At 60.3% G+C, this 19,368-nt stretch carries 14 protein-coding genes; 9 read left to right on the top strand and 5 right to left on the bottom strand.

Annotation, left to right across the window (positions count from 1 at the left end; translation table 11 throughout):
- Positions 1 to 11: 11 nt before the first annotated feature.
- Positions 12 to 905 carry an SDR family oxidoreductase gene (locus RBB81_RS19435; protein WP_353071779.1) on the bottom strand — a complete coding sequence of 298 codons (894 nt, stop codon included), beginning with the start codon at positions 903 to 905 and terminating at the stop codon, positions 12 to 14.
- A gap of 158 nt (positions 906 to 1,063) precedes the next feature.
- On the opposite strand from RBB81_RS19435, the gene RBB81_RS19440 reads away from it, so the two are divergent.
- Complete coding sequence (locus tag RBB81_RS19440) at positions 1,064 to 1,822, top strand: DUF4239 domain-containing protein (RefSeq protein ID WP_353071780.1); 759 nt, start codon at positions 1,064 to 1,066, stop codon at positions 1,820 to 1,822.
- Between the two features lie 69 nt (positions 1,823 to 1,891).
- A complete protein-coding gene (locus RBB81_RS19445) occupies positions 1,892 to 2,989 on the top strand; it encodes an alpha/beta fold hydrolase (protein WP_353071781.1) in 1,098 nt (365 codons plus the stop codon).
- Positions 2,990 to 3,177: 188 nt separating this feature from the next.
- Here the strand turns inward: RBB81_RS19445 and RBB81_RS19450 are convergent, their stop codons facing one another.
- Together RBB81_RS19450 and RBB81_RS19455 are read right to left on the bottom strand one after the other, a co-directional pair.
- Positions 3,178 to 4,506 (bottom strand): protein kinase domain-containing protein, encoded by a 1,329-nt coding sequence (locus RBB81_RS19450; RefSeq protein WP_353071782.1) that lies wholly within the window; start codon positions 4,504 to 4,506, stop codon positions 3,178 to 3,180.
- A gap of 151 nt (positions 4,507 to 4,657) precedes the next feature.
- Positions 4,658 to 6,151, bottom strand: a complete 1,494-nt coding sequence (locus RBB81_RS19455; RefSeq protein WP_353071783.1) for a serine hydrolase domain-containing protein — start codon at positions 6,149 to 6,151, stop codon at positions 4,658 to 4,660.
- A gap of 17 nt (positions 6,152 to 6,168) precedes the next feature.
- Between RBB81_RS19455 and RBB81_RS19460 the strand changes: the two genes are divergently transcribed.
- The 5 genes from RBB81_RS19460 (at position 6,169) to mnmA (ending at position 14,706) form a co-directional block, all read left to right on the top strand.
- On the top strand, positions 6,169 to 6,909 hold the full coding sequence (locus RBB81_RS19460) for a sulfite exporter TauE/SafE family protein (protein ID WP_353071784.1): 741 nt from the start codon (positions 6,169 to 6,171) through the stop codon (positions 6,907 to 6,909).
- Positions 6,910 to 7,136: 227 nt separating this feature from the next.
- Positions 7,137 to 10,595: an alpha-mannosidase gene (locus RBB81_RS19465; RefSeq protein WP_353071785.1), complete on the top strand. Its 3,459-nt coding sequence runs from the start codon at positions 7,137 to 7,139 to the stop codon at positions 10,593 to 10,595.
- 152 nt (positions 10,596 to 10,747) lie between these two features.
- Positions 10,748 to 12,733, top strand: a complete 1,986-nt coding sequence (locus RBB81_RS19470) for a hypothetical protein (protein ID WP_353071786.1) — start codon at positions 10,748 to 10,750, stop codon at positions 12,731 to 12,733.
- A 100-nt stretch (positions 12,734 to 12,833) separates the two neighbouring features.
- Positions 12,834 to 13,286, top strand: coding sequence for a VOC family protein (locus tag RBB81_RS19475; protein ID WP_183787754.1), 453 nt, complete (start codon positions 12,834 to 12,836; stop codon positions 13,284 to 13,286).
- Between the two features lie 295 nt (positions 13,287 to 13,581).
- Entirely contained in the window at positions 13,582 to 14,706 is a 1,125-nt protein-coding gene (gene mnmA / locus RBB81_RS19480; RefSeq protein ID WP_179584799.1) for a tRNA 2-thiouridine(34) synthase MnmA, read from the top strand.
- Between the two features lie 13 nt (positions 14,707 to 14,719).
- Here mnmA and RBB81_RS19485 read toward each other — a convergent pair whose 3' ends face one another.
- Together RBB81_RS19485 and RBB81_RS19490 are read right to left on the bottom strand one after the other, a co-directional pair.
- Positions 14,720 to 15,301, bottom strand: a complete 582-nt coding sequence (locus RBB81_RS19485) for a hypothetical protein (RefSeq protein WP_353071787.1) — start codon at positions 15,299 to 15,301, stop codon at positions 14,720 to 14,722.
- A gap of 104 nt (positions 15,302 to 15,405) precedes the next feature.
- Positions 15,406 to 15,801, bottom strand: a complete 396-nt coding sequence (locus RBB81_RS19490; RefSeq protein WP_179584803.1) for a YtxH domain-containing protein — start codon at positions 15,799 to 15,801, stop codon at positions 15,406 to 15,408.
- Between the two features lie 464 nt (positions 15,802 to 16,265).
- Between RBB81_RS19490 and RBB81_RS19495 the strand changes: the two genes are divergently transcribed.
- Entirely contained in the window at positions 16,266 to 17,402 is a 1,137-nt protein-coding gene (locus RBB81_RS19495) for a BON domain-containing protein (RefSeq protein ID WP_353071788.1), read from the top strand.
- A 165-nt stretch (positions 17,403 to 17,567) separates the two neighbouring features.
- Positions 17,568 to 19,364, top strand: a complete 1,797-nt coding sequence (locus RBB81_RS19500; protein WP_353071789.1) for a glycoside hydrolase family 57 protein — start codon at positions 17,568 to 17,570, stop codon at positions 19,362 to 19,364.
- Positions 19,365 to 19,368: the final 4 nt, after the last annotated feature.

A 19,368-nucleotide genomic window follows, 5' to 3' on the forward strand; every position in this document is an offset into this window, starting at 1 on the left:
AGGCAATCACTCTACGAAACCTCCAACCCACCCGTAGCTCCATACACCTCGCCAGTCACATAACTCGACTCCTGCGAAGCCAGCAGCACATACAGTGGAGCCATCTCCACCGGCTGCCCCGGCCGTTTCATCGGCGTCTCGGAACCAAAATCCGGAATCTTCTTCCCCGGTTGCCCACCACTCGTCTGCAGCGGAGTCCACACCGGCCCCGGTGCCACGCAGTTCACGCGGATCCCATCCTCCGCCACCTGCCGCGCCAAGCCTCTGGTAAACGCGAGAATCGCAGCCTTCGTAGGAGCGTAATCCAGCAAGCTCGGACTAGGATGCGTCGCCTGGATCGAAGCCGTCGTAATGATCGATCCGCCCGGCGGCATCAACGGGAGCGCTGCCTTGCACATCCAGAACAACGCAAACACATTCACCCGATACGTCTCTTCAAACAACTTCGTCGTCATATCCGCAATCTTTTCGACCGCATGCTGTCTGCCCGCAACACAGGCCAGAATATCCAGCCCACCCAGCTTCCTATGCGCCTCTTTCACCAGCTTCACGCAGAACTTCTCATCCTTCAGATCGCCCGGCAACGCAATCGCCTTTCTTCCTTCAGCCTCGATCAACGCGATCAACTCACGCGCATCCGCCTCCTCGCTCGGCAGATAGTTGATCGCAACATCAGCGCCCTCCCGCGCAAACGCAATTGCCGCCGCCCTTCCAATCCCAGAGTCCCCACCCGTCACCAGCGCCTTCCGATTCGCCAACCGTCCGCTCCCGCGGTAGCTCGTCTCGCCATGATCGGCCTTCGGCGTCATCTTCTTATCCAACCCCGGCACAGCCTGCGTCTGCTTCTTGAACTTCGGCCGCGGATACTGCTTCGTCGGGTCCTGCAACGTATAAAGATCACTCATCGAATTCACCAGACTCCTTTTCGTAAAGCACTCACCTGCGCGTTTGATGCAGATTTGGCCAACGCGCACATCTCCACATCGCTTCAAAAAAAATAGCGGCAGAAACCCCTCAACCTTCGGTAAGCTTGGAGACCATCCCGCGGAGATCCTCACCTTCCATGCTTACCCTCACGCAAAACATCGTCATCCTCATCGTCACGATGACCTGCTCCATGCTCTTCCTCGCACTTCTAAACCGCGTCTGGCCACGCGAACGGCGCACCGTGCACAACGACCTCATCGGCTGGCAGCTCGGCATCCTCGGCACCACCTATGCCGTCATCCTCGGCTTCATGCTCTACACCGTATGGACCAACTTCGGCGAAGCAAACCTGAACGCCGACCTCGAAGCCAACTCCCTGCGCAACGTCTACCGCATCGCCGAAGGCCTGCCCACACCGCAGCGCATCCTCCTCGAGCAGCAATGCCGCACCTACGCAGACGTCGTCATCAACTACGACTGGCCCGAGATGCACCAAAGCAAACTCCCCGAAGAGAGCCACCTCCTCAATCGCGACATGTGGAAGACCCTCATATCCGTCAAAGCCGCCACGCCCTCCGAACTCACCGCTGAGGACCATGCCCTCACCGAACTCAGCGCCCTCACCGAACACCGCCGCACCCGCCTCCTCCAGAGCGCCTATCGCCTCCCGACCATCTTCTGGGCAGTCCTGCTCGTCGGCGGCCTCGTCACCGTCCTCTCCGCCTCCCTCTTCGGCTCCGCCAATCGAGCCCTCCACGCCGTTCAGGTCTTCTGCTTCACGCTCCTCATCACCCTCGTTCTGCTCGCCATCGCCGACGTCAACCTGCCCTTTCGCGGCTGGGTCCATGTCACCGACTTCGCCTTCCAGCGCGCCCAACAGAATATGAACGATTAGCAGCCTCGATCCGTGATATCCGATATATCTTGAAATCAGCATGCGAAACCATCGCCGCGGGAGTCACAGTTGACAACGCAGATCAGCCACCTTCGCCGCTTCGTTCTCCTCTTGCTCTTCTCCTTCGTAGCCGCCACAGCTCAGACCACCCCCGCCAAGTGGCCCACCCAGGACGGCACCTACATCATCAAAGACTTCCGCTTCGGCACCGGCGAAACTCTCCCCGAACTCAAGCTCCACTACCTCACCCTCGGCCAACCCCACCGCGGCGCCGACGGCCACACCGACAACGCCGTCCTCCTCCTCCACGGCACCGGCGGCGACGCCCACTCCCTCCTCAACCCCGCCTTCTCCAACGTCCTCTTCGGCCCTGGCCAACCCCTCGACATCACAAAATTCTTCATCATCCTCCCCGACGACATCGGACACGGCGACTCCTCCAAACCATCCGACGGCCTCCACATGCGCTTCCCCCAATACGACTACGACGACATGGTCTCCTCGCAACACACCATGCTCCTCGAAGGCCTCCACGTCGACCACCTCCGCCTCATCCTCGGCACCTCCATGGGCTGCATGCAGTCCTTCGTCTGGGGCGAGACCTTCCCAAAATTCTCTGACGCCCTCGCCCCTTTCGCCTGCCTCCCCGTCGAACTCGCCGGCCGCAACCGCATGTGGCGCTACATGGCCATGCAGTCCATCAAGAACGACCCCGCCTGGAACAACGGCGAGTACACCACCGAACCCGCCGAAGGCCTGCGCGGAGCCAACACCCTCATCGTCATCGCGGGCGGGGCTCCGCTTCAGATGCAGAAAAACTATCCCACCCGAGCCCAGGCCGAAGCCTACATCGACCGCGTCCTCGCCGCCGACATCGCCCACACCGACGCCAACAACTTCCTCTACTACGTCAACGCCTCGCGCAACTACAATCCCGAGCCAAAGCTCCCCACCATCACCGCCCCAGTCCTCTGGATCAACTCCGCCGACGACTTCATCAACCCGCCCGAGCTCGGCATAGCCGAAAAGATGGCCGCCAAGATGCCTAACGCAAAGTTCATCCTCATCCCCATCTCCGACGCCACCCGTGGCCACGGGACCCACACACAAGCCATCGTCTGGAAGCAATACCTCATCGACTTCCTGGCCCAGACAGAAAAACACTAGAGCCTTATCCAAACTCCGACCAACGGGAGGACAAATATTTTTGGCCCAGCAAGACAAGGTATACCTGTCACGAAGTGACCGCCCCACGCGCAGTGGGCCCGTCCGGCAGGACATCAAGCATCCAAAAAAACAAAGAAGGTGCGGAGAGCCATCTCCGCACCTTCTTGTTTTCGCCTGATCCAACCCCACTACCGACGATAGTTCTGAGCATAGCTGTCGTGAGGTAGTCCCTCCGCGCGCCCCTTCCTCACAAAAGCAAAAGCCTCATCCCGCCCCATCGTCCCTCCAACCACAACCAGATACGGTGCATGTCCATTCGGCGTAAACACCTCGGGCCGCAGATCGGGATGCTTCGCTGCAATACTCGCCACCTTCTGCTGAGCCAAAGCCTCGCCGTTATATGTAAACGCCACCACCCGCCACTGACCAGTACCGCTCCCCTGCGTCGCCCGCTCAGGCACGGAAGCCACCGGCGTCACCGCAGCGGGAGCTGGCGCAGCCACCACAGGAGCAGCATCAGCCGCAGGCGTCTCCAGTGCCGGTGGTGCAGCAGCCGCATCACTCGCCTCCGTCGCAATCGCAGGAACAGCGGCATTCGCCTGCACCGCGGCGCTCGACTTCGACCATCGGCCATGCACAAAGAAGGCGACCAGCAGCAACAACAGCATCGCACCCACACCGATCGCAAGCCGCCGCCCTTCAATCCCACCTGACTTCTCCTCCACTGGAACCTGGACACGATGCGTCGGATACGTCGGAAGCTCAGCAGGCGTCTCAACCACCTTCTCCGCTTGAGGCTCGCTCACCGCAACCGGACGGGCCTCTACCCGAATCTCCGTATCCGGCCGCAACGCCGCGACGATCTCCGGGATTCCCCACTCTCCGCTCATTCCCTTGCGAATAATCGAATCGAATGGAGCCTCCAGCGGCTGGTCTCGTTTCGCCTCTTCCAACGTCTTCTTCTGCGTCAACGCCTGCAGCAGCACCACCGCGAAATCGCGCGCGTCTTTGCCCTTCAGTTCGCGTCCCTCCTGCCCCTCGGGAGTCTCCCGAATGCAGTCGCTTCGCAGCTTGATCGCCTCGCCAACCGCAAGCACATTCGCCGGCTCGATATGCTCATGCACAAAACCATTCGTGTGCAGCGCGTCGAGCGCAGACGCAAGGCTCGTCGCCACCTGCCTCGTCTCCTGCACCGTCAGCCGCCGCTCAGCCACAATCTCGCCCATGTTGGCATCCACCGGCTCCATCACCGCGTAGACCAGCGAGGTCTCATCCAGCGTCACGCGTCCAAACTGAATCAGCTTCACAAGATTCGGATGATTCAGTGCCTGAATCCCGCGCCACCGCACCAGGATCTCCTCATCATCGAAATGAGACTCGATCAGCCGTATCACCGTCGGTCCGCCTACGCCGTTCGACGTCGAAAAGAAGGCGCTCCTGCCTTCGGGCCGTATCAGCTTCGTGAGAGGGAACGCTCCATCGATCGTTCTTCCTTCATATTCCGTCCAAAGTTCCATGTCTGATCCACCGTCCTAAGTATTGACTCAAGGGAGAAAGCCGCACAGGCCAAATAAAACAAAGAGGGACGACGAAAACATCTTCGTGCAACCATACGCCTCGTACACCAAGGACCATTATCCTTTATTGCGCCGCGCCTCTCAACGGATACTAGCTCCCCGATGGAATTACCAGGTACTGCTCTAGCTTCCCGTCCGGCTCCTCATACGTCGTCACCCGCAACTTCCGATCCGGAAAGCTCACATCGAAGACTCGAAACGTCATTCCGCCGCGCAACTCCTCGTCCGCCTGCTTGAAGCTGCTAGGCACACCCAGCGGCTTCAGGCTACTCGCAAAATCCTGCACAGCCTCCGCCGTAAAGTACGCATCGCAAAACGCCGTCAACTGCGAACGATCCAGCTTCCCATCCTGTAACCCGGTAAAGATATCCAGCGCACGCTTCTCCGCCCCCGCAGCACTATCCGCCGCATTGGCACTGGCACTCTGCCCCAGCACCAGCGGAGCAATCTTCCGCGCCAAAGCAGCCGCCGCGCTCGAAGCATCTTCATTCGTCAGCACCGTCACCGCCGCCTTATCGTCGGGAAACACCGTATTCTGCGAGACAAATCCCGACACCTCCCCGCTATGCGACACGATGCGGTGCCCATCTCGCTCCCCCACCTGCACGCCCAACCCATAATGCGTGCCGCTCCCATCCTTCAGCTTCACCTCCGTAAACATCTCGTCATAGGAAGCCGGACCCAGCAACGTCCGATTCATCAAGCTGATATTCCACAACGCCATATCGCTCGCCGGCATCGCCAACTCCCCCGCCGCAAACATCCATCCCGCACCCTCCTGCGGAGCAGGACGAAGCGGCCCCAGCGCATGCTGGTAATACCCCGTAGGATCGTTCGCCGGCAGCCTGCTTGCATCCGAGTTCAACACCCCATTCATCTTCAACGGCTTGAAGATCCGCTCCTGCAACTGCTCGATCAACGGCTTCCCCGCGACAATCTCCGCGATCCGCCCCGCAATCACATAGTTCGTATTCGAGTACTGCCACTTCGTCCCCGGCTCGAAGTCCAGCGGCTTCTTCCCCCACACCTCCAGAATGTGCTGCGGAGTCGCCGGCTGCATCATCGACGTCATCACATAATCCTCCGGCCAGAAGTCCTGATACCCCGACGTCATCGACAACACCTGCCGCACCGTCACGTCCTTCGCCCGCGTCAACTCCGGCAGATACTTCGCCACCGGATCGTCCAGCTTCACCTTGCCATCCTGCACCAGCAGCAAAATAATCGCCGCCGTAAACTGCTTGCTCACCGATCCGATCGAATACTGCATCCCCGGCTCCGCCAGCATCACAGGCTCCAGCCGCGCCTTCCCATAAGCCTTCACAAACGCGATCTTCCCTCCCTGCACCACCGCCACCGAAGCGCTAGGCACCCCAGTGGCCTCCATCACCTCAGCCGCCGCCGCGTCAATCCCCGTCGCCGTAGCCGCAGGCAGCGAGTTCTGCGCCCACCCCGCACCCATCGTTACAAAACCGAATCCAAACACTGCCGCCGCTCTAACTCGCAGATTCCTCATGCACGAAAGACTATCAGCGCCCCCATCCACCCGCCAGCCCGCTGCGTAAATCTCAAATTCGTTTCGCACAGTATGCTTGCGAGAGAATGGATTCAACGAATCTGCACGTTCTGCTGGTGGTGTTCTTCGCTACCCTCATTCGATCTACGTTCGGCTTCGGCGAAGGATTGATCGCTGTCCCGCTGCTCGCCCTCAGTCTCCCTATAGAGGTCGCCGCTCCGGTCGTCGTTCTCCTCTCGATTACCATCTCCGCCCTTGTCGTCGCGCAGGACTGGCGGAAGATCCATCTGCGCAGCACGGGCTGGCTCCTTGCCCCCACGTTCCTTGGCATTCCGCTGGGAATCGCGCTTCTGACCAGCACTCATCAGCACCTCGTCAAGGCTGCTCTGGCGATCCTGATCCTCGCGTTCTCGGGATATTTTCTGCTCGGCAAAAAACCGCCCAGGCTCCACGACGACAGCCGCAGATGGCTGCTAGGCTGCGGGTTTCTCGCAGGTGTGCTCGGCGGCGCCTATGGAATGAACGGGCCTCCGCTTGTCGTCTATGGAGCCATGCGGCGCTGGTCTCCGCAGCACTTTCGCGCCACCCTCCAGGGGTACTTCCTGCCCGCGAGCATCGTCGCGCTCGCAGGATACTGGCTCGCGGGACTCTGGGTTCCTCCAGTGACGCACTTCTACCTGATCTCGCTAACGGTCGCGCTTCCCGCCATCTTTCTCGGCAGGGCCGTCAATCAACGCCTTCGCGGAGAAGCCTTTATCAAATACGTCCACCTTGGACTGTTCTGCGTCGGAGTGCTGTTGCTGATCCAGGCGGCGCGGCATAGATAAAAGTGCGCCCTGCGCGGGCGGCGGTCACTTCGTGACTTGCGTACCGCTTCGCTTGGTGCTCCCGTTGGTCGCAAGCAGAAGCTCGTGCCGACCAACGGGAGGACCGTGGGTGTTCTTCGTGCCAAGACCGGTATACGCTTCACGAAGTGACCGCCGCCCGCGCAGGGCGCCCGTCCGGCAGGACACCCCGCACTTGCAAAGGTCGCTGCATTTGCTAACCTCCCTTTATGCGTCTTCGCCAGCTCTCGCTCGCCCTCCTGCTCTCCTGCGCCCCCCTCCTCGCCCAATCCTTTACTCCAGTCCGCGAACAAAAGAACCTCTCTCCCGCCGCGGTAGCCAAGCTCCACACCCTCGAGACCCTCAACTCCCTCCCCGCAGGCGACTGGCGCTTCCACGTAGGCGACATCCCCCACGGCGAATCCCCCACCCTCGACGACTCCTCCTGGACCCTCGTCCAGCCCAAATCCAAAGCCCCGCACGAAGCCGTCTGGTATCGCCGCGAGATCGAAGTCCCCAAGACCCTCAACGGCTATGACATCACCGGCGCCCGCATCTCCTTCCAGTTCCGCTCCGACGCCAACGGTGCCGTCCCCGAGATCATCTACTTCAACGGCAAGCGCGTCGCCCTCGGTGAAGACCTCGAACCCATCGTCCTCTTCGAACCCGCCCACCCCGGCGATAAGATCCTCGTAGCCGTCAAACTCCTCCAGACCGTCGACGACAAGACCTTCTCCGGCGTCCGCCTCACCATCGAGCCAAACCCCAACGCCACCGGCGCAACCGCCCGCCCATCCCCCGACGACATCCGCATCCAGTGCATCGCCGCCGCCAACATCCTCCCCGCGCTCCCCACCCCGCGCAAAGACCTCCTCCCCAAAGTAGAAGAGGCCGTAGCCGCCATCGACACCAACGCCCTCGCCTCCGCCGACCAGGCCGCCTTCGACAAATCCCTTCGCCACGCGCAGGAGATCCTCTCCACCCTCCACCCTGTCCTCGCCGAAGCAAAAATCGACCTCGCCGGAAACTCCCACATCGACGCCGCCTGGCTCTGGCCCCGCAGTGAAACCATCGACGTGGTCAAGCGCACCTTCACCACCGCGCTCCAGCTCATGAACGAGTACCCCGACTACACCTTCTCCCAATCCGCCGCGCAGTACACCGAGTGGATGGCCGAAAAATATCCCGCGCTCAACGACCAAATCCGTCAGCGCGTCAAAGAAGGCCGTTGGGAGATCGTCGGCGGCATGTGGGTCGAGCCCGACCTCAACCTCCCCGACGGCGAATCCCAAGTCCGCCAGCTCCTCCTCGGCCAGCGCTACTTCCAGCAGCAGTACGGCGTCACCGCCCGCATCGGCTGGAACCCCGACTCCTTCGGCTACAACTGGCAGCTCCCTCAAATCTACAAGCGCTCCGGCCTCGACTACTTCGTCACCCAGAAGATGCACTGGAACGACACCAACCAGCTTCCCTTCCGTCTCTTCTGGTGGGAGTCGCCCGACGGCAGCAAAGTCCTCACCTACTTCCCCACCGACTACGTCCACGACAACGTCAACCCCACCCGCATCTCCGCCGACTTCGCCGAGTCCGCCGACCGCAACCCCGGCACCACCGAGCTCCTCGACCTCTACGGCATCGGCGACCACGGCGGCGGCCCCACCCGCGCCATGCTCGACCAGGCCGACCACTGGATAGCACTATCGTCCGCTTCCCCCAACCCAGAAGGCAGTCATTCTGAGCGCAGCGCGCAGCGCCTAGTCAAAGAACCCCGAGGGTCTGCGCCCCGGAACGACACTCCGAACCTTTCTGCCTCGAACGGTTCTCCTGTTCTTTCAGCCGCCGTCCCAACGATGCGCTACCATACCGCGCAGCAGTACTTCACCAACGTAGAAAAAAACCTCAACCCAACCTCCCCCACCTGGGACTACGACTCTATCGCCAAGGGCTACACCGCCCCACCAGCCGCGAACGGAACCCTCGGCATTCCCACCTGGAAAGACGAGCTCTACTTCGAGTACCACCGCGGCGTCTACACCACGCAGGCCGCGCACAAGCGCAACATGCGCACCAGCGAAATAGCCACCCTCGACGCCGAAAAACTAGCCTCCCTCGCCTGGCTAGACGGCCAGCCCTACCCCAACGCCGAACTTACCGACAACTGGAAAAAAATCACCTTCAACGGCTTCCACGACCTAGCCGCCGGCTCCGGCATCGCCGTCATCTACAAAGACGCCCAACGCGACTACACCGAAGTCTTCCACGCCGACAAAGAGATCACCGAAAACTCCCTCAACACCCTCGCCGCACGCATCGACACAAACACTAAAACCGGCGTCCCCATCCTCGTCTTCAACTCACAAGCGTGGCCCCGCACCGAAACCGTTGAGTTCAACGTCCAACTTCCCGAACCATCTAACGATGTCTATTTGCTCGATGAGAAGGACGCTGAGCTCAAATCACAAGTGCTACACCGCGATCCCGCAACCAACACCGTTACCTTGATCACCTTCGTTAAGGTGCCGCCGGTTGGCTACAAGCTGATACATACAGCACCCACAAATTACGTATCGAACGTAAAGCCTGGAGCAGTGGTTGAGGTTCACGAGACCGCCAAAGCCATCACTCTTGATAACATCGGCTTGAAGGTGGAAGTGAACAAGGCGACAGGATGCATTGACTCCATCACGGGATACCGGATGCCCGAGTACCTTGCTCCCAATTCCTGCGGCAATCAGCTGCAGACATTCAAAGACACACCTAAGCAATACGATGCCTGGAACATCGACCCAGGCACGCTTGACGCGCCTATGACACCGATCTCCAAAGTCGACTCCATCAAGCTCGTCGAAGATGGTCCGCAGCGCAAAACCATCCGCATTCAACGCACATGGCAGTCTTCCCACTTCACCCAAGAAATCTCGCTCGACGCTTACGCCGACACCGTCCGCATCTCCACTGACGTAGACTGGCACGAGACCCACGTCCTCCTAAAAGCCGCCTTCCCCTTAGCCGCAACCAGCGGCAAAGCCACCTACGAGATCCCCTACGGCTCCATCGAGCGCCCCACCACCCGCAACAACTCCTGGGAGAAGGCCCAGTTCGAAGTCCCCTCCATGCGCTGGGCCGACCTAGGCGACGACCACCAGGGCCTCTCCATCCTCAACGACTCCAAGTACGGCTACGACGCCGTCGGCAACACCCTCCGCATCACCCTCCTCCGCTCCCCCACCTGGCCAGACGCCGACGCCGACCGCGGCCACCAGCACTTCGTCTACGCCCTCTACCCCCACGCCGGCACTTGGAAGCAAGCCCAGACAGTCCGCCGCGGCTACGAACTCAACGACCCACTCAAAGCGCAACAAGTCTTCGCCCACACCGGCACCCTCCCCGCCGAACACTCCTTCGCCAGCATCGAAAACCCCAACGTAACCCTCACCGCCATCAAAAAAGCCGAAGACTCCGACGCCTTAGTCTTCCGCATGTACGAATGGGCCGGCACCGCCACCGAAGTAAAACTCCACATCCCCCACGGAGCTACCTACGCGATCGAATCCAACATGATGGAAAAACCCGAAGGCGACCACCTCTCCCTCACCAACGACGTAGTCACCATCCCCATCAAACCCTACGAGATCCTCACCCTCCAGGCCATCTACCCGCCCCCCACCGCGGCAACAATCAATAAATAACCTCTCACCCAGCCACCGATAAGCGCCGCCAGAGCTCACGCCTCCGGTGGCGCTTTCTGCTGACCTGGGGAAACATCACGTGAGGTAATCCTCGGATCCATTTATACTTTCCTCAAACTCGATCAAATCACTTAGTGCTTAAGGCTTTTCTCATGATTCGCCGGGCTCTGCTCCACTTTTTTCTCCCTTTCTCTTTAATAACTCCTTCTCTCGCTCAGCGTACGACCAAAAATCGGGACCTGCCCATTACGTCGCAGGCCCCCATCCAGGTTGAGCTCCTTGCCGCTCTCGATGTTGGCAAGCTTTCGCCCGGCGCGTCGGTGTTCGCGAAAGCGCGCGTGGACTGGAATCAACCCAACTGCCACCTTCGCGCCGGATCAATGGTCGTCGGCCACGTCGTCGATCTCGAAAAGCGATCAAAGCTTAACAAAGGGTCCAGCCTCACCGTCGCCTTCGACCACGCCGACTGTGATGGCCACATCTCTCCCCTTCCGCTCACTCTCTTCGCCCTCATCGCCGTCCCACACGTCGACGAGGGCATCCCATTGGCAGACACCGGCGCGAGGTTCGGCGCGGCCAGTAGTAATCCGCACTTCGGCATGGGAAGATCGACTGCACCCGCACCACCTCCCGTCAACTCGAAGGACGACATGAGCGTCAGGGGAAACTCCGTAGAGGACAAGACCCCGAAAGTCATCCAGGCAGGGCAGGTCATCGGCCTTAAGAAAGTCACCCTCAGCGTCGGCACTGGTCCCGATGGCGCCTCCGTCCTCTCCTCCCTCAAAGACAACATCCGGCTCGAAGGCGCAACTCAGCTCATTCTCATGCCGCAGTCTTCGATCGTTGTTCGTCCAGGCCCAGCCCTCGAGGCCAAATCAGATTCGCCCGCCCTGGGCTCCGAATCACCATCCCCCGCTCTGGCACCAGCACCGGCTCCTCCTCCCCCGCCTCCTCCTCCACCAGAGATCGACGAAACAAGTATCTGCACCACCTCCTGTTCCACAGTCCCCACGGAAACCAGCACCGTATCGGCAAACGCCTCCCTCTCCATCTCCGCCGCTCTCTTCGGCTTCTCGCCTCACGACAGCCGAGAGTTCAGCGCCTTCGACTACGAATCCACGGTGACCTACCTCGACTCCCAGAACCTTCTCTTCACCTACGACCCGCACAAACTACGCCAGCGCTTTCCTGCCGGCATCCGCACCGAATCCATGCGCACCATACGCGCCGTCCTCCTCGATCCCGCAACGCTCAAGGTAAAAAAAATCGTCGACTGGCAGGTTCAGGGAGAAGGTCAGTTCATCTGGCACGGCGCATCCGGTCAGATCCTGGTTCATCTCGGCCACCATCTCCGTCTTCTCGACTCCGACCTCAACGTTGTTCGCGAGACCTCCATTCCCGGCCAACTCGTCTTCGTCTCAACTTCACCCTCCGGAGAGTTCGTCGCCGTCGGAACGCTACATGAGCGACACACCGCAACCATGCATGCCGAGCTCGCCCACGACACCCACATCGAACCAGAAGAAGACATCGATATCCGCCTCTTCGATCAAAACTTCGAACTTCTACTCACCTCCCGCCAAACCTCCGCTCTCCCTCCGCCAGTCCTCTCCGACACCGGCGAGGTTCGGGTCAACTCAACCGGTCGAAATCGTTGGCGCATTCGCGAGTTCCGCTGGGACCGCACCGAACACACCATCGCGAATCTCACCTCTGCCTGTCGCCCGGACCTCGCTACGCCTCTCACCGGCTCTGTCTTCCTCGTAGGCTGCAGCGACTCTCCCCTCCAGAACTGGTATCGCCTCATTCGTCTTGACGGCCATCCCATCCTCACCGGCAAAGGTTCTTCGGACGAGATCGAACAATCCTCAAGCAGTACGAACCAGAACGACGTCGCAGTTAGAGTTGTCCGCGCTCACTCCTCCAGAGCACGCGGCCAGACATTCAAAAAACAGGACCTCAAGGAGCAGGAGATCAGCGTCTACAGGGTCAGTGACGGCAAACGTCTCTTCTTCTCCCTCAACCCCGACGTCTCCCTCGCCGAACAGTCGTTCGCTCTATCGCCCGATGGCGCTCAACTCGCCATTCTCTCCGGCATCAATATCTCGCTCTACACCGTCGCGAAAGCAACTCAGTAAAATGCAAAACCAGTCACAGATAAGGCCACCCTCCAGAGCCCGCATCCTCGGGGATTGGCGTCGCCCCAAACTTGCTCGCACGATCTCCAGGAGGACGCTCATGATCGCGAACCGTTCTGTCCCGGTCGACACCGTACTTCCCCACATCTTTTATCGCGACCTGGCCGCAGCCATCGATTGGTTGACTAAGACCTTCGGATTCGCGGAACACTACCGCTATGGCGACCCCCTCAGCGGCGCTCAAATGCATCTCGGCGATGCGTGGATCATGGTCCAGTCCACACGCGCAGACAGAGCCGCACCCGCGCAGCTAGGCGCCTACACCCAGAGCCTCACGATTTTTGTGGAAGACGTCGAATCCCACTTCCAACGCACGAAGAGCTCAGGAGCCACCATCATCGAGGAGCTTAATGAGACCGTCTATGGCGAGCTCCAGTACGGCGCGCTCGATCTGGACGGTCACCTCTGGTTGTTTTCACGACATGCCCGCGATCTAAGTCCCGAACAGTGGGGCGCAACGCTGGCTCCGGCCAACTCTCGTCACCGAAACTGAGGCCGCCAAAATCCTGTCAAGCCCCCTACACAACAAAACCCGCGCCAATCCAGCGAAATCGCGTGGCGTATCAGTTTCACTCAAACTGGTATACTCAATAAAGAGTAAGGAAAAAGCCCCGACAATTCGGGGCTTTCCGTGCGTTTAGCACATAAGCCCTTTGAAATGAGGAATCTGCAAGTAAATCCTTTAGCAGTAGTATTTTACAGAGATATACCTGTCGCAAGTCTACGAAAATAAGCGCCTTACGAGCAGCTAATAGGAGGGGCCCCCCACTCACGCCCGCACATAACAAATGCCCAACGAGCCCAACAACACGATAGCGGTCGCCATGTCCGGAGGAGTCGACTCCTCCGCTGTAGCCGCCCTCCTGCGCGCTCAGGGCCACGACCTCGTCGGCCTCACCCTCCAGCTCTGGAACCAGCGCCGTCTCGCCGGACACGAGGGCATGCCCGAATCCGTCCAGGGACGCTGCTGCTCCATCGACGACGTCTACGACGCCCGCCACGTAGCCGAGCAACTCGACATCCCCTACTACGTCGTCAACCAGCAGGAGCGTTTCGAAGCCGACGTCGTCAAGCCATTCGTCAGCGAATACCTAGCCGGCCGCACGCCCATCCCCTGCACCCTCTGCAACAACCACCTCAAGTTCGACCAGCTCCTCACCACCGCCCGGCAGATCGGCGCCGACCGCATCGCCACCGGGCATTATGCGCGAAATCATTTTGACCAAGTCAGACAGCGCTGGATCCTCTCCCGCCCCGAAGACAAGTCCAAGGACCAGACCTACTTCCTCTTCGGCCTCACCCAGGAGCAGCTAAGCCGCACCATGTTCCCACTAGGCGAGATGCAGAAGCCCGCCGTCCGCCAGATGGCCGCAGAAGCCGGCCTCGCCGTAGCCCAGAAGTCCGACTCCCAGGAGATCTGCTTCATTCCCGGCGGCGACTACAACACCTTCCTCAAGGCCTACCTCGACGAGCAGGGCGAAGACCTCCCCAATACAGCCGGCGAGCTAGTCACAACCACCGGCGAAGTCATCGGCCATCACGAAGGCATCCAGAGCTTCACCGTCGGCCAGCGCAAAGGCCTCGGCATCACATCGCCGAACCCCCTCTACGTCCTGGCCATCCACCCCGACTCCCACCAGGTGACGGTAGGCTCAGACGAAGATCTCCTCTCCCGCGACCTCTTCGCCAACCGCCTCAACTGGATCTCCATCCCCGGCCTCGCCGAAGGCGAGGGAGTCCGCGTCAGCATCAAGATCCGCCACCGCCACACACCGGCCATGGCCACCCTCACCCGCATCGACGACCAGACAGTCCACGCCTTCTTCGACGAGCCCCAACGTGCAATCACCCCCGGCCAGTCCGCCGTCTTCTATCAGGAAGACGAGGTAGTCGGGGGTGGTTGGATCACCTGACAGAAATCAGAACCTACCAGCCGTCATCGGAGTCAGGACGACGCCCGCTCGCCCGCCCGCTTCCAAATCCCTTCGCCCGGCCAGCCAGAACGTCCAACCCCGCCTTCAGCCCATTCACCAGCCCCGAAACCTCGCGAAGCGGAACTTTGATCCCCCGCTGAACCGTCTCCGAGATGTCGGAAGTAGTATTCAGAACCGAGGTCACCATCCCATCCACCCTCGCCATCTGCGCCCGTGTCTTCGAGTTCAAATCGCTCGCGGTCGCGTCAAACTCCTGAGCTTTCGCGCGAACAACATGGCTCGTCTCAACCAGGTTCTCCGTGATGATCTTCACCTTCGGAGCAGTGTCCTGAATGAAACCATGAGAGCTCTCCATGAGCGGCATCACCTTCGCGCGAATCTCTTCGAAAATCTCAAGCCCACGTTTCCTCGTCTTCGCCGCGCCGACTGCCATCGCAATCAGAGCGATCGCTTGTACGATCAGCGCAACCGCGACCATCCCGACGAAGACCATCAGCAACCTCGAATTCCCCGACGAAAGCGAGTCCGGGTCCTGCAGCCACATTCCTGACATCACGATCCGCATCGCTTCCATAACGTCTCTCAATCCCTCAAGTTACGAGATAACAATCATAGGGCCCGGCCGCCAGCAAGGGTCGACCGGGCCCAGACTATCAGAAACGACTAAAAGATAAACGTTTACGAGTGAGATTCGCCCGTCGTGCTCGCATACGCTTCTTTACCCGCGTCAATCGCAGCACTCACCTTATCGGTATGCTCCTGCACCAGGCCTTTACCCTTCTCAACATACTGAGCCCACTGAGTCCGACCGCGGTCATAGTACTCCTTACCCCGATCAACGTACTCGCTCACCTGCTGCTTGCCTTGTGCGGCCAGAACAGTCGCGCGATCCTGCGCCTGCTGCGCAAGAACAGCCGCTTTGTCCTTAGCATCGAGCGCGCTCGCTACCAGATCTTCCCGCGTCTCTTTCCCGGCCTTCGGGGCATACAGTACCCCTACAAGTGCACCAATCCCCAGTCCCGCCAGGAACCAACCCAATCCACTTACTCCACTCTCGTTGTCGTTATCTGACATGCTCATTCTCCTCCTTCAGGCTTCAAGTGCGGAATCTGCCTCTCCGCCTTTTATATCTCAACTTGCAAACTCAACTTGCAGATTTCTAATCCATCAGATCTGAAATCGAATCAGAAATACCCTACCTCGCCCAATCAACCGGTAAAGCCGCACTGCCTTCGTTTAGGGAGATGCCCTGCGTTCCAATTAGGTTGCGCGCCCTCATCGTCACCACGCATCATTTGTCCCAGAACCTCGCATGCCCTGCTGGGCATCCCTGCTTGATCTGAGCCAAAATGCTACCCATGATTTTTTCGATATCTTTCGGAAACAGGTTCGTCTAATCCCCAGGAAGACCACCGCTCCGCAAAGATAGGGAAACCCATCATTCCCTCGAAACTTCGAACTGAGACGCTGCATCGGATAGCTGTTCAGTGATTTAGAGTGTTCGCAGTGCAAGTCACTCGACGCACGAAAGGGGTTTCATGTACGCCGAACGTCATCTCTCCGCCACCCGCGCCCTACTGGCCGTCGCAACTCTAGCCATCACTCTCGGCTTCTCCGGATGCAAGAGTTCCGCGCCCGCGACTCCTACCGACGACGCCAGTCTCACCGCCGCTGTGCAAAGCCGCATCTTCGGGGACGACGCACTCAAGTCCGAGCCCATCAACTCCTCCGTCCAGGGACGCGTCGCCACCCTCAACGGCAACGTCAGCAGCGAAGCAGCGCGCTCCCTCGCCGCAGCCGACGCCGCTCAAGTCGCCGGGATCAAGACTGTAGTCAACAATCTCTCCGTGCAGGCTCCCGCTCCCGCCATCACTGCCGCAGTCGTTCCTCCGCCTCCACCCCCTCCCCCCGTCGCACCAAAGAAACTCCCGCCCCCCAAGCCAACACCCAAGCCAAAGCCCGCCCCCGTCGTTCACGAGTCTGCGCCTGCCGATGTTCCTCCCCCTCAGGTAGCAGCCGCCGTCCCGCCCCCGGCCCCCCAGCAGGAACTCCCTCCGCCTCCTCCACCCCCGCCGCCCGCGCCTGAATTCCGTAGCATCACAGTTCCACCCGACACCACGATCCCCATTCGCATCACTCAAACTCTCGACAGCGCCACCACCCAACAGGGCGACAGCTTTACCGGCACCGTTGCCACCGACATCATCCTCGACGGTCTCGTCGTCATTCGCCAGGGAACCCCTGTCTCGGGCCGTGTCTCCGCCGTTCAGGAAGCAGCCCACTACAAAGGCAGTTCCCTACTTACCGTCGAACTCACCAGCATCAACCGGCGCGGCGAAAAGCTCGCCGTCACCACAGAACCCTACAGCGTCGAAGGCAAGGGCCGCGGCAAAAATACAGCCGAAAAAGTCGGCGGCGGAGCAGCCGTCGGTGCTATCCTCGGTGGCATCCTCGGCGGTGGCAAAGGAGCAGCAATCGGCGCAGCAGCCGGTGGCGGTGTCGGCGCTGGCGCAAACACCATCACCCGCGGCGAACAAGTTCAGATCCCATCCGAAAGCCTCATCCGCTTCCGCCTGACCAACACTTTATCTCTCAGAGTTTCCGCAAAAAATACCGAGAGCACCAGCTCCAATCCCGATCTTCAACAGCGGCCTGGAGACCAGCCGCCCCAATAGCAAAACTTTGCATCTAACCGTTTAGAACAATGGACGCAGACCACTCGGCCTGTCGTCCCATTTCCTGAAACTCATCATCGCGAAGCCGGTCTAAACCAAGCTGCAGCCGACGAATCCGTCACAAGACTGCCCCTAACCGAACCATCACTCCAGAGGTGTTCCGTCTTGACGAAGGCATCGCTCGACAATGCGTCTCGCCCCGCAGGGTTTCTCACCTTCACCCTGCATGCGCATCTTCCGTATGTCGTCAATCACGGCACGTGGCCCCACGGCCTGGAATGGCTCCACGAAGCCGCAGCCGAGACCTACCTCCCCTTCCTCCGTGTCCTCAAAAATCTCGAGCGCGACCAGATCCGTTTTAACTGCAATCTCAACCTCTCGCCCATCCTGCTCGAACAGCTCTCTCACCCTGTCTTCCTGGCCGAGTTTCCTCACTACCTCACTCGCAAGATCGTCGCCGCCCGTGAAGACGAGGCGTTCTTCCTGCAAGCCGGCGATGGTCATCTCGCCGAGACTGCCCGTTTCTGGCAGCGCTTCTTCTCCCAGGCACTCGAAGACTTCAACCACTTCGACCGTGATCTCATCGCCGCCTTCCGCCACTTCAACGACACCGGCCTCATCGACATCATCACCTGCGGCGCCACCCACGGTTACATGCCTCTGCTCGGCACCGACGAAAGCGTCCGAGCCCAGATCCGCACCGCCGTCGACACCCACATCCGCCACATCGGCAAAGCTCCCCGCGGCATCTGGGCACCCGAGTGTGGCTACCGTCCCGCCGGTCCCTGGAGCTACCCCGTCTCTAACGCCGACGGCAGCCCCACCCCTCCAGCTTTCAATCGCATCGGCATCGAACAAGCTCTCTCCGAGTCCGGCCTCGAGTTCTTCTTTGTAGACACCCACCTTATTGAGGAGTCCAGGCGCACCTCCTCCCCTTACGACCGCCCCGGCGATAACAAGCCGCAAAGCCCTGATGAGGATCGCCAGACCCATCAGCCGCATCGTTCCCTCTATCAGCCTTACTACGTCGACGGACCCTACGACAAGCAACACGCCACGACCATCTTTCCCCGCGATCCCCGCACCGGCCTCCAGGTCTGGTCCGGCGACACCGGTTACCCCGGCGACAGCGTCTACCTCGACTTCCACAAGAAGCGTTGGCCCGGCGGTCATCGTTACTGGCGCGTCACTGGCTCCAGGGTCGACATGAACGACAAACAGCCCTACTACCCCCACGAAGCCGCCGAGCGCACCAAGGCTCACGCCGGCCACTTCGTCCATCTCGTCTACGAGGCACTCAAATCCGGCTTCAACGACACCGTCCCACCCATCCTCTGCTCCCCCTTCGACGCCGAACTCTTCGGCCACTGGTGGTTCGAGGGTCCCCTCTGGCTCGAATCCGTCGCCCGCAATCTCCATGATTACGATTCGGGGATCAAGCTCATCAGTTGCGCCGACTACCTCGACCAGTACCCGCGCGCCGGCTTCATCGCCATGAACGAAGGCTCCTGGGGATCCGAAGGCAACAACCAGGTCTGGCTCAACCCCGAGACCAGCTGGACCTACACCCACATCTACCCCGCCGAGCTCTACACCCGTGATGTCTGCACCGCAGGCCTCTGGCGCACCTCCTCACTGGGCCTTCGCATCATGCAACAACTATGCCGCGAACTCCTCCTCCTGGAGTCCTCCGACTGGCAATTCCTGATCACCACCGGTGCAGCTCGCGACTACGCCGAAATTCGCTTCCTCACCCATAACGATCAGTTCAATGAAATAAAAGCCCTCTGGCAGACCTTCGAGTCAACCGGCGCAATCACCGAAGCCGAGCAAACCCGCCTCACCGAGATCGAACTCCGCGACAGCATATTCCCCGACATCGACCCCGGCCTCTGGGTAACCGGTGCCGCAGAGACCCATCCTCTTACACCGATCCCCCACCCAGTCGAAACCACCGCCTAGCCTT

Source organism: Tunturibacter gelidoferens (assembly GCF_040358255.1).
In the GTDB taxonomy this organism is placed as follows: Bacteria; Acidobacteriota; Terriglobia; order Terriglobales; family Acidobacteriaceae; genus Edaphobacter; species Edaphobacter gelidiferens.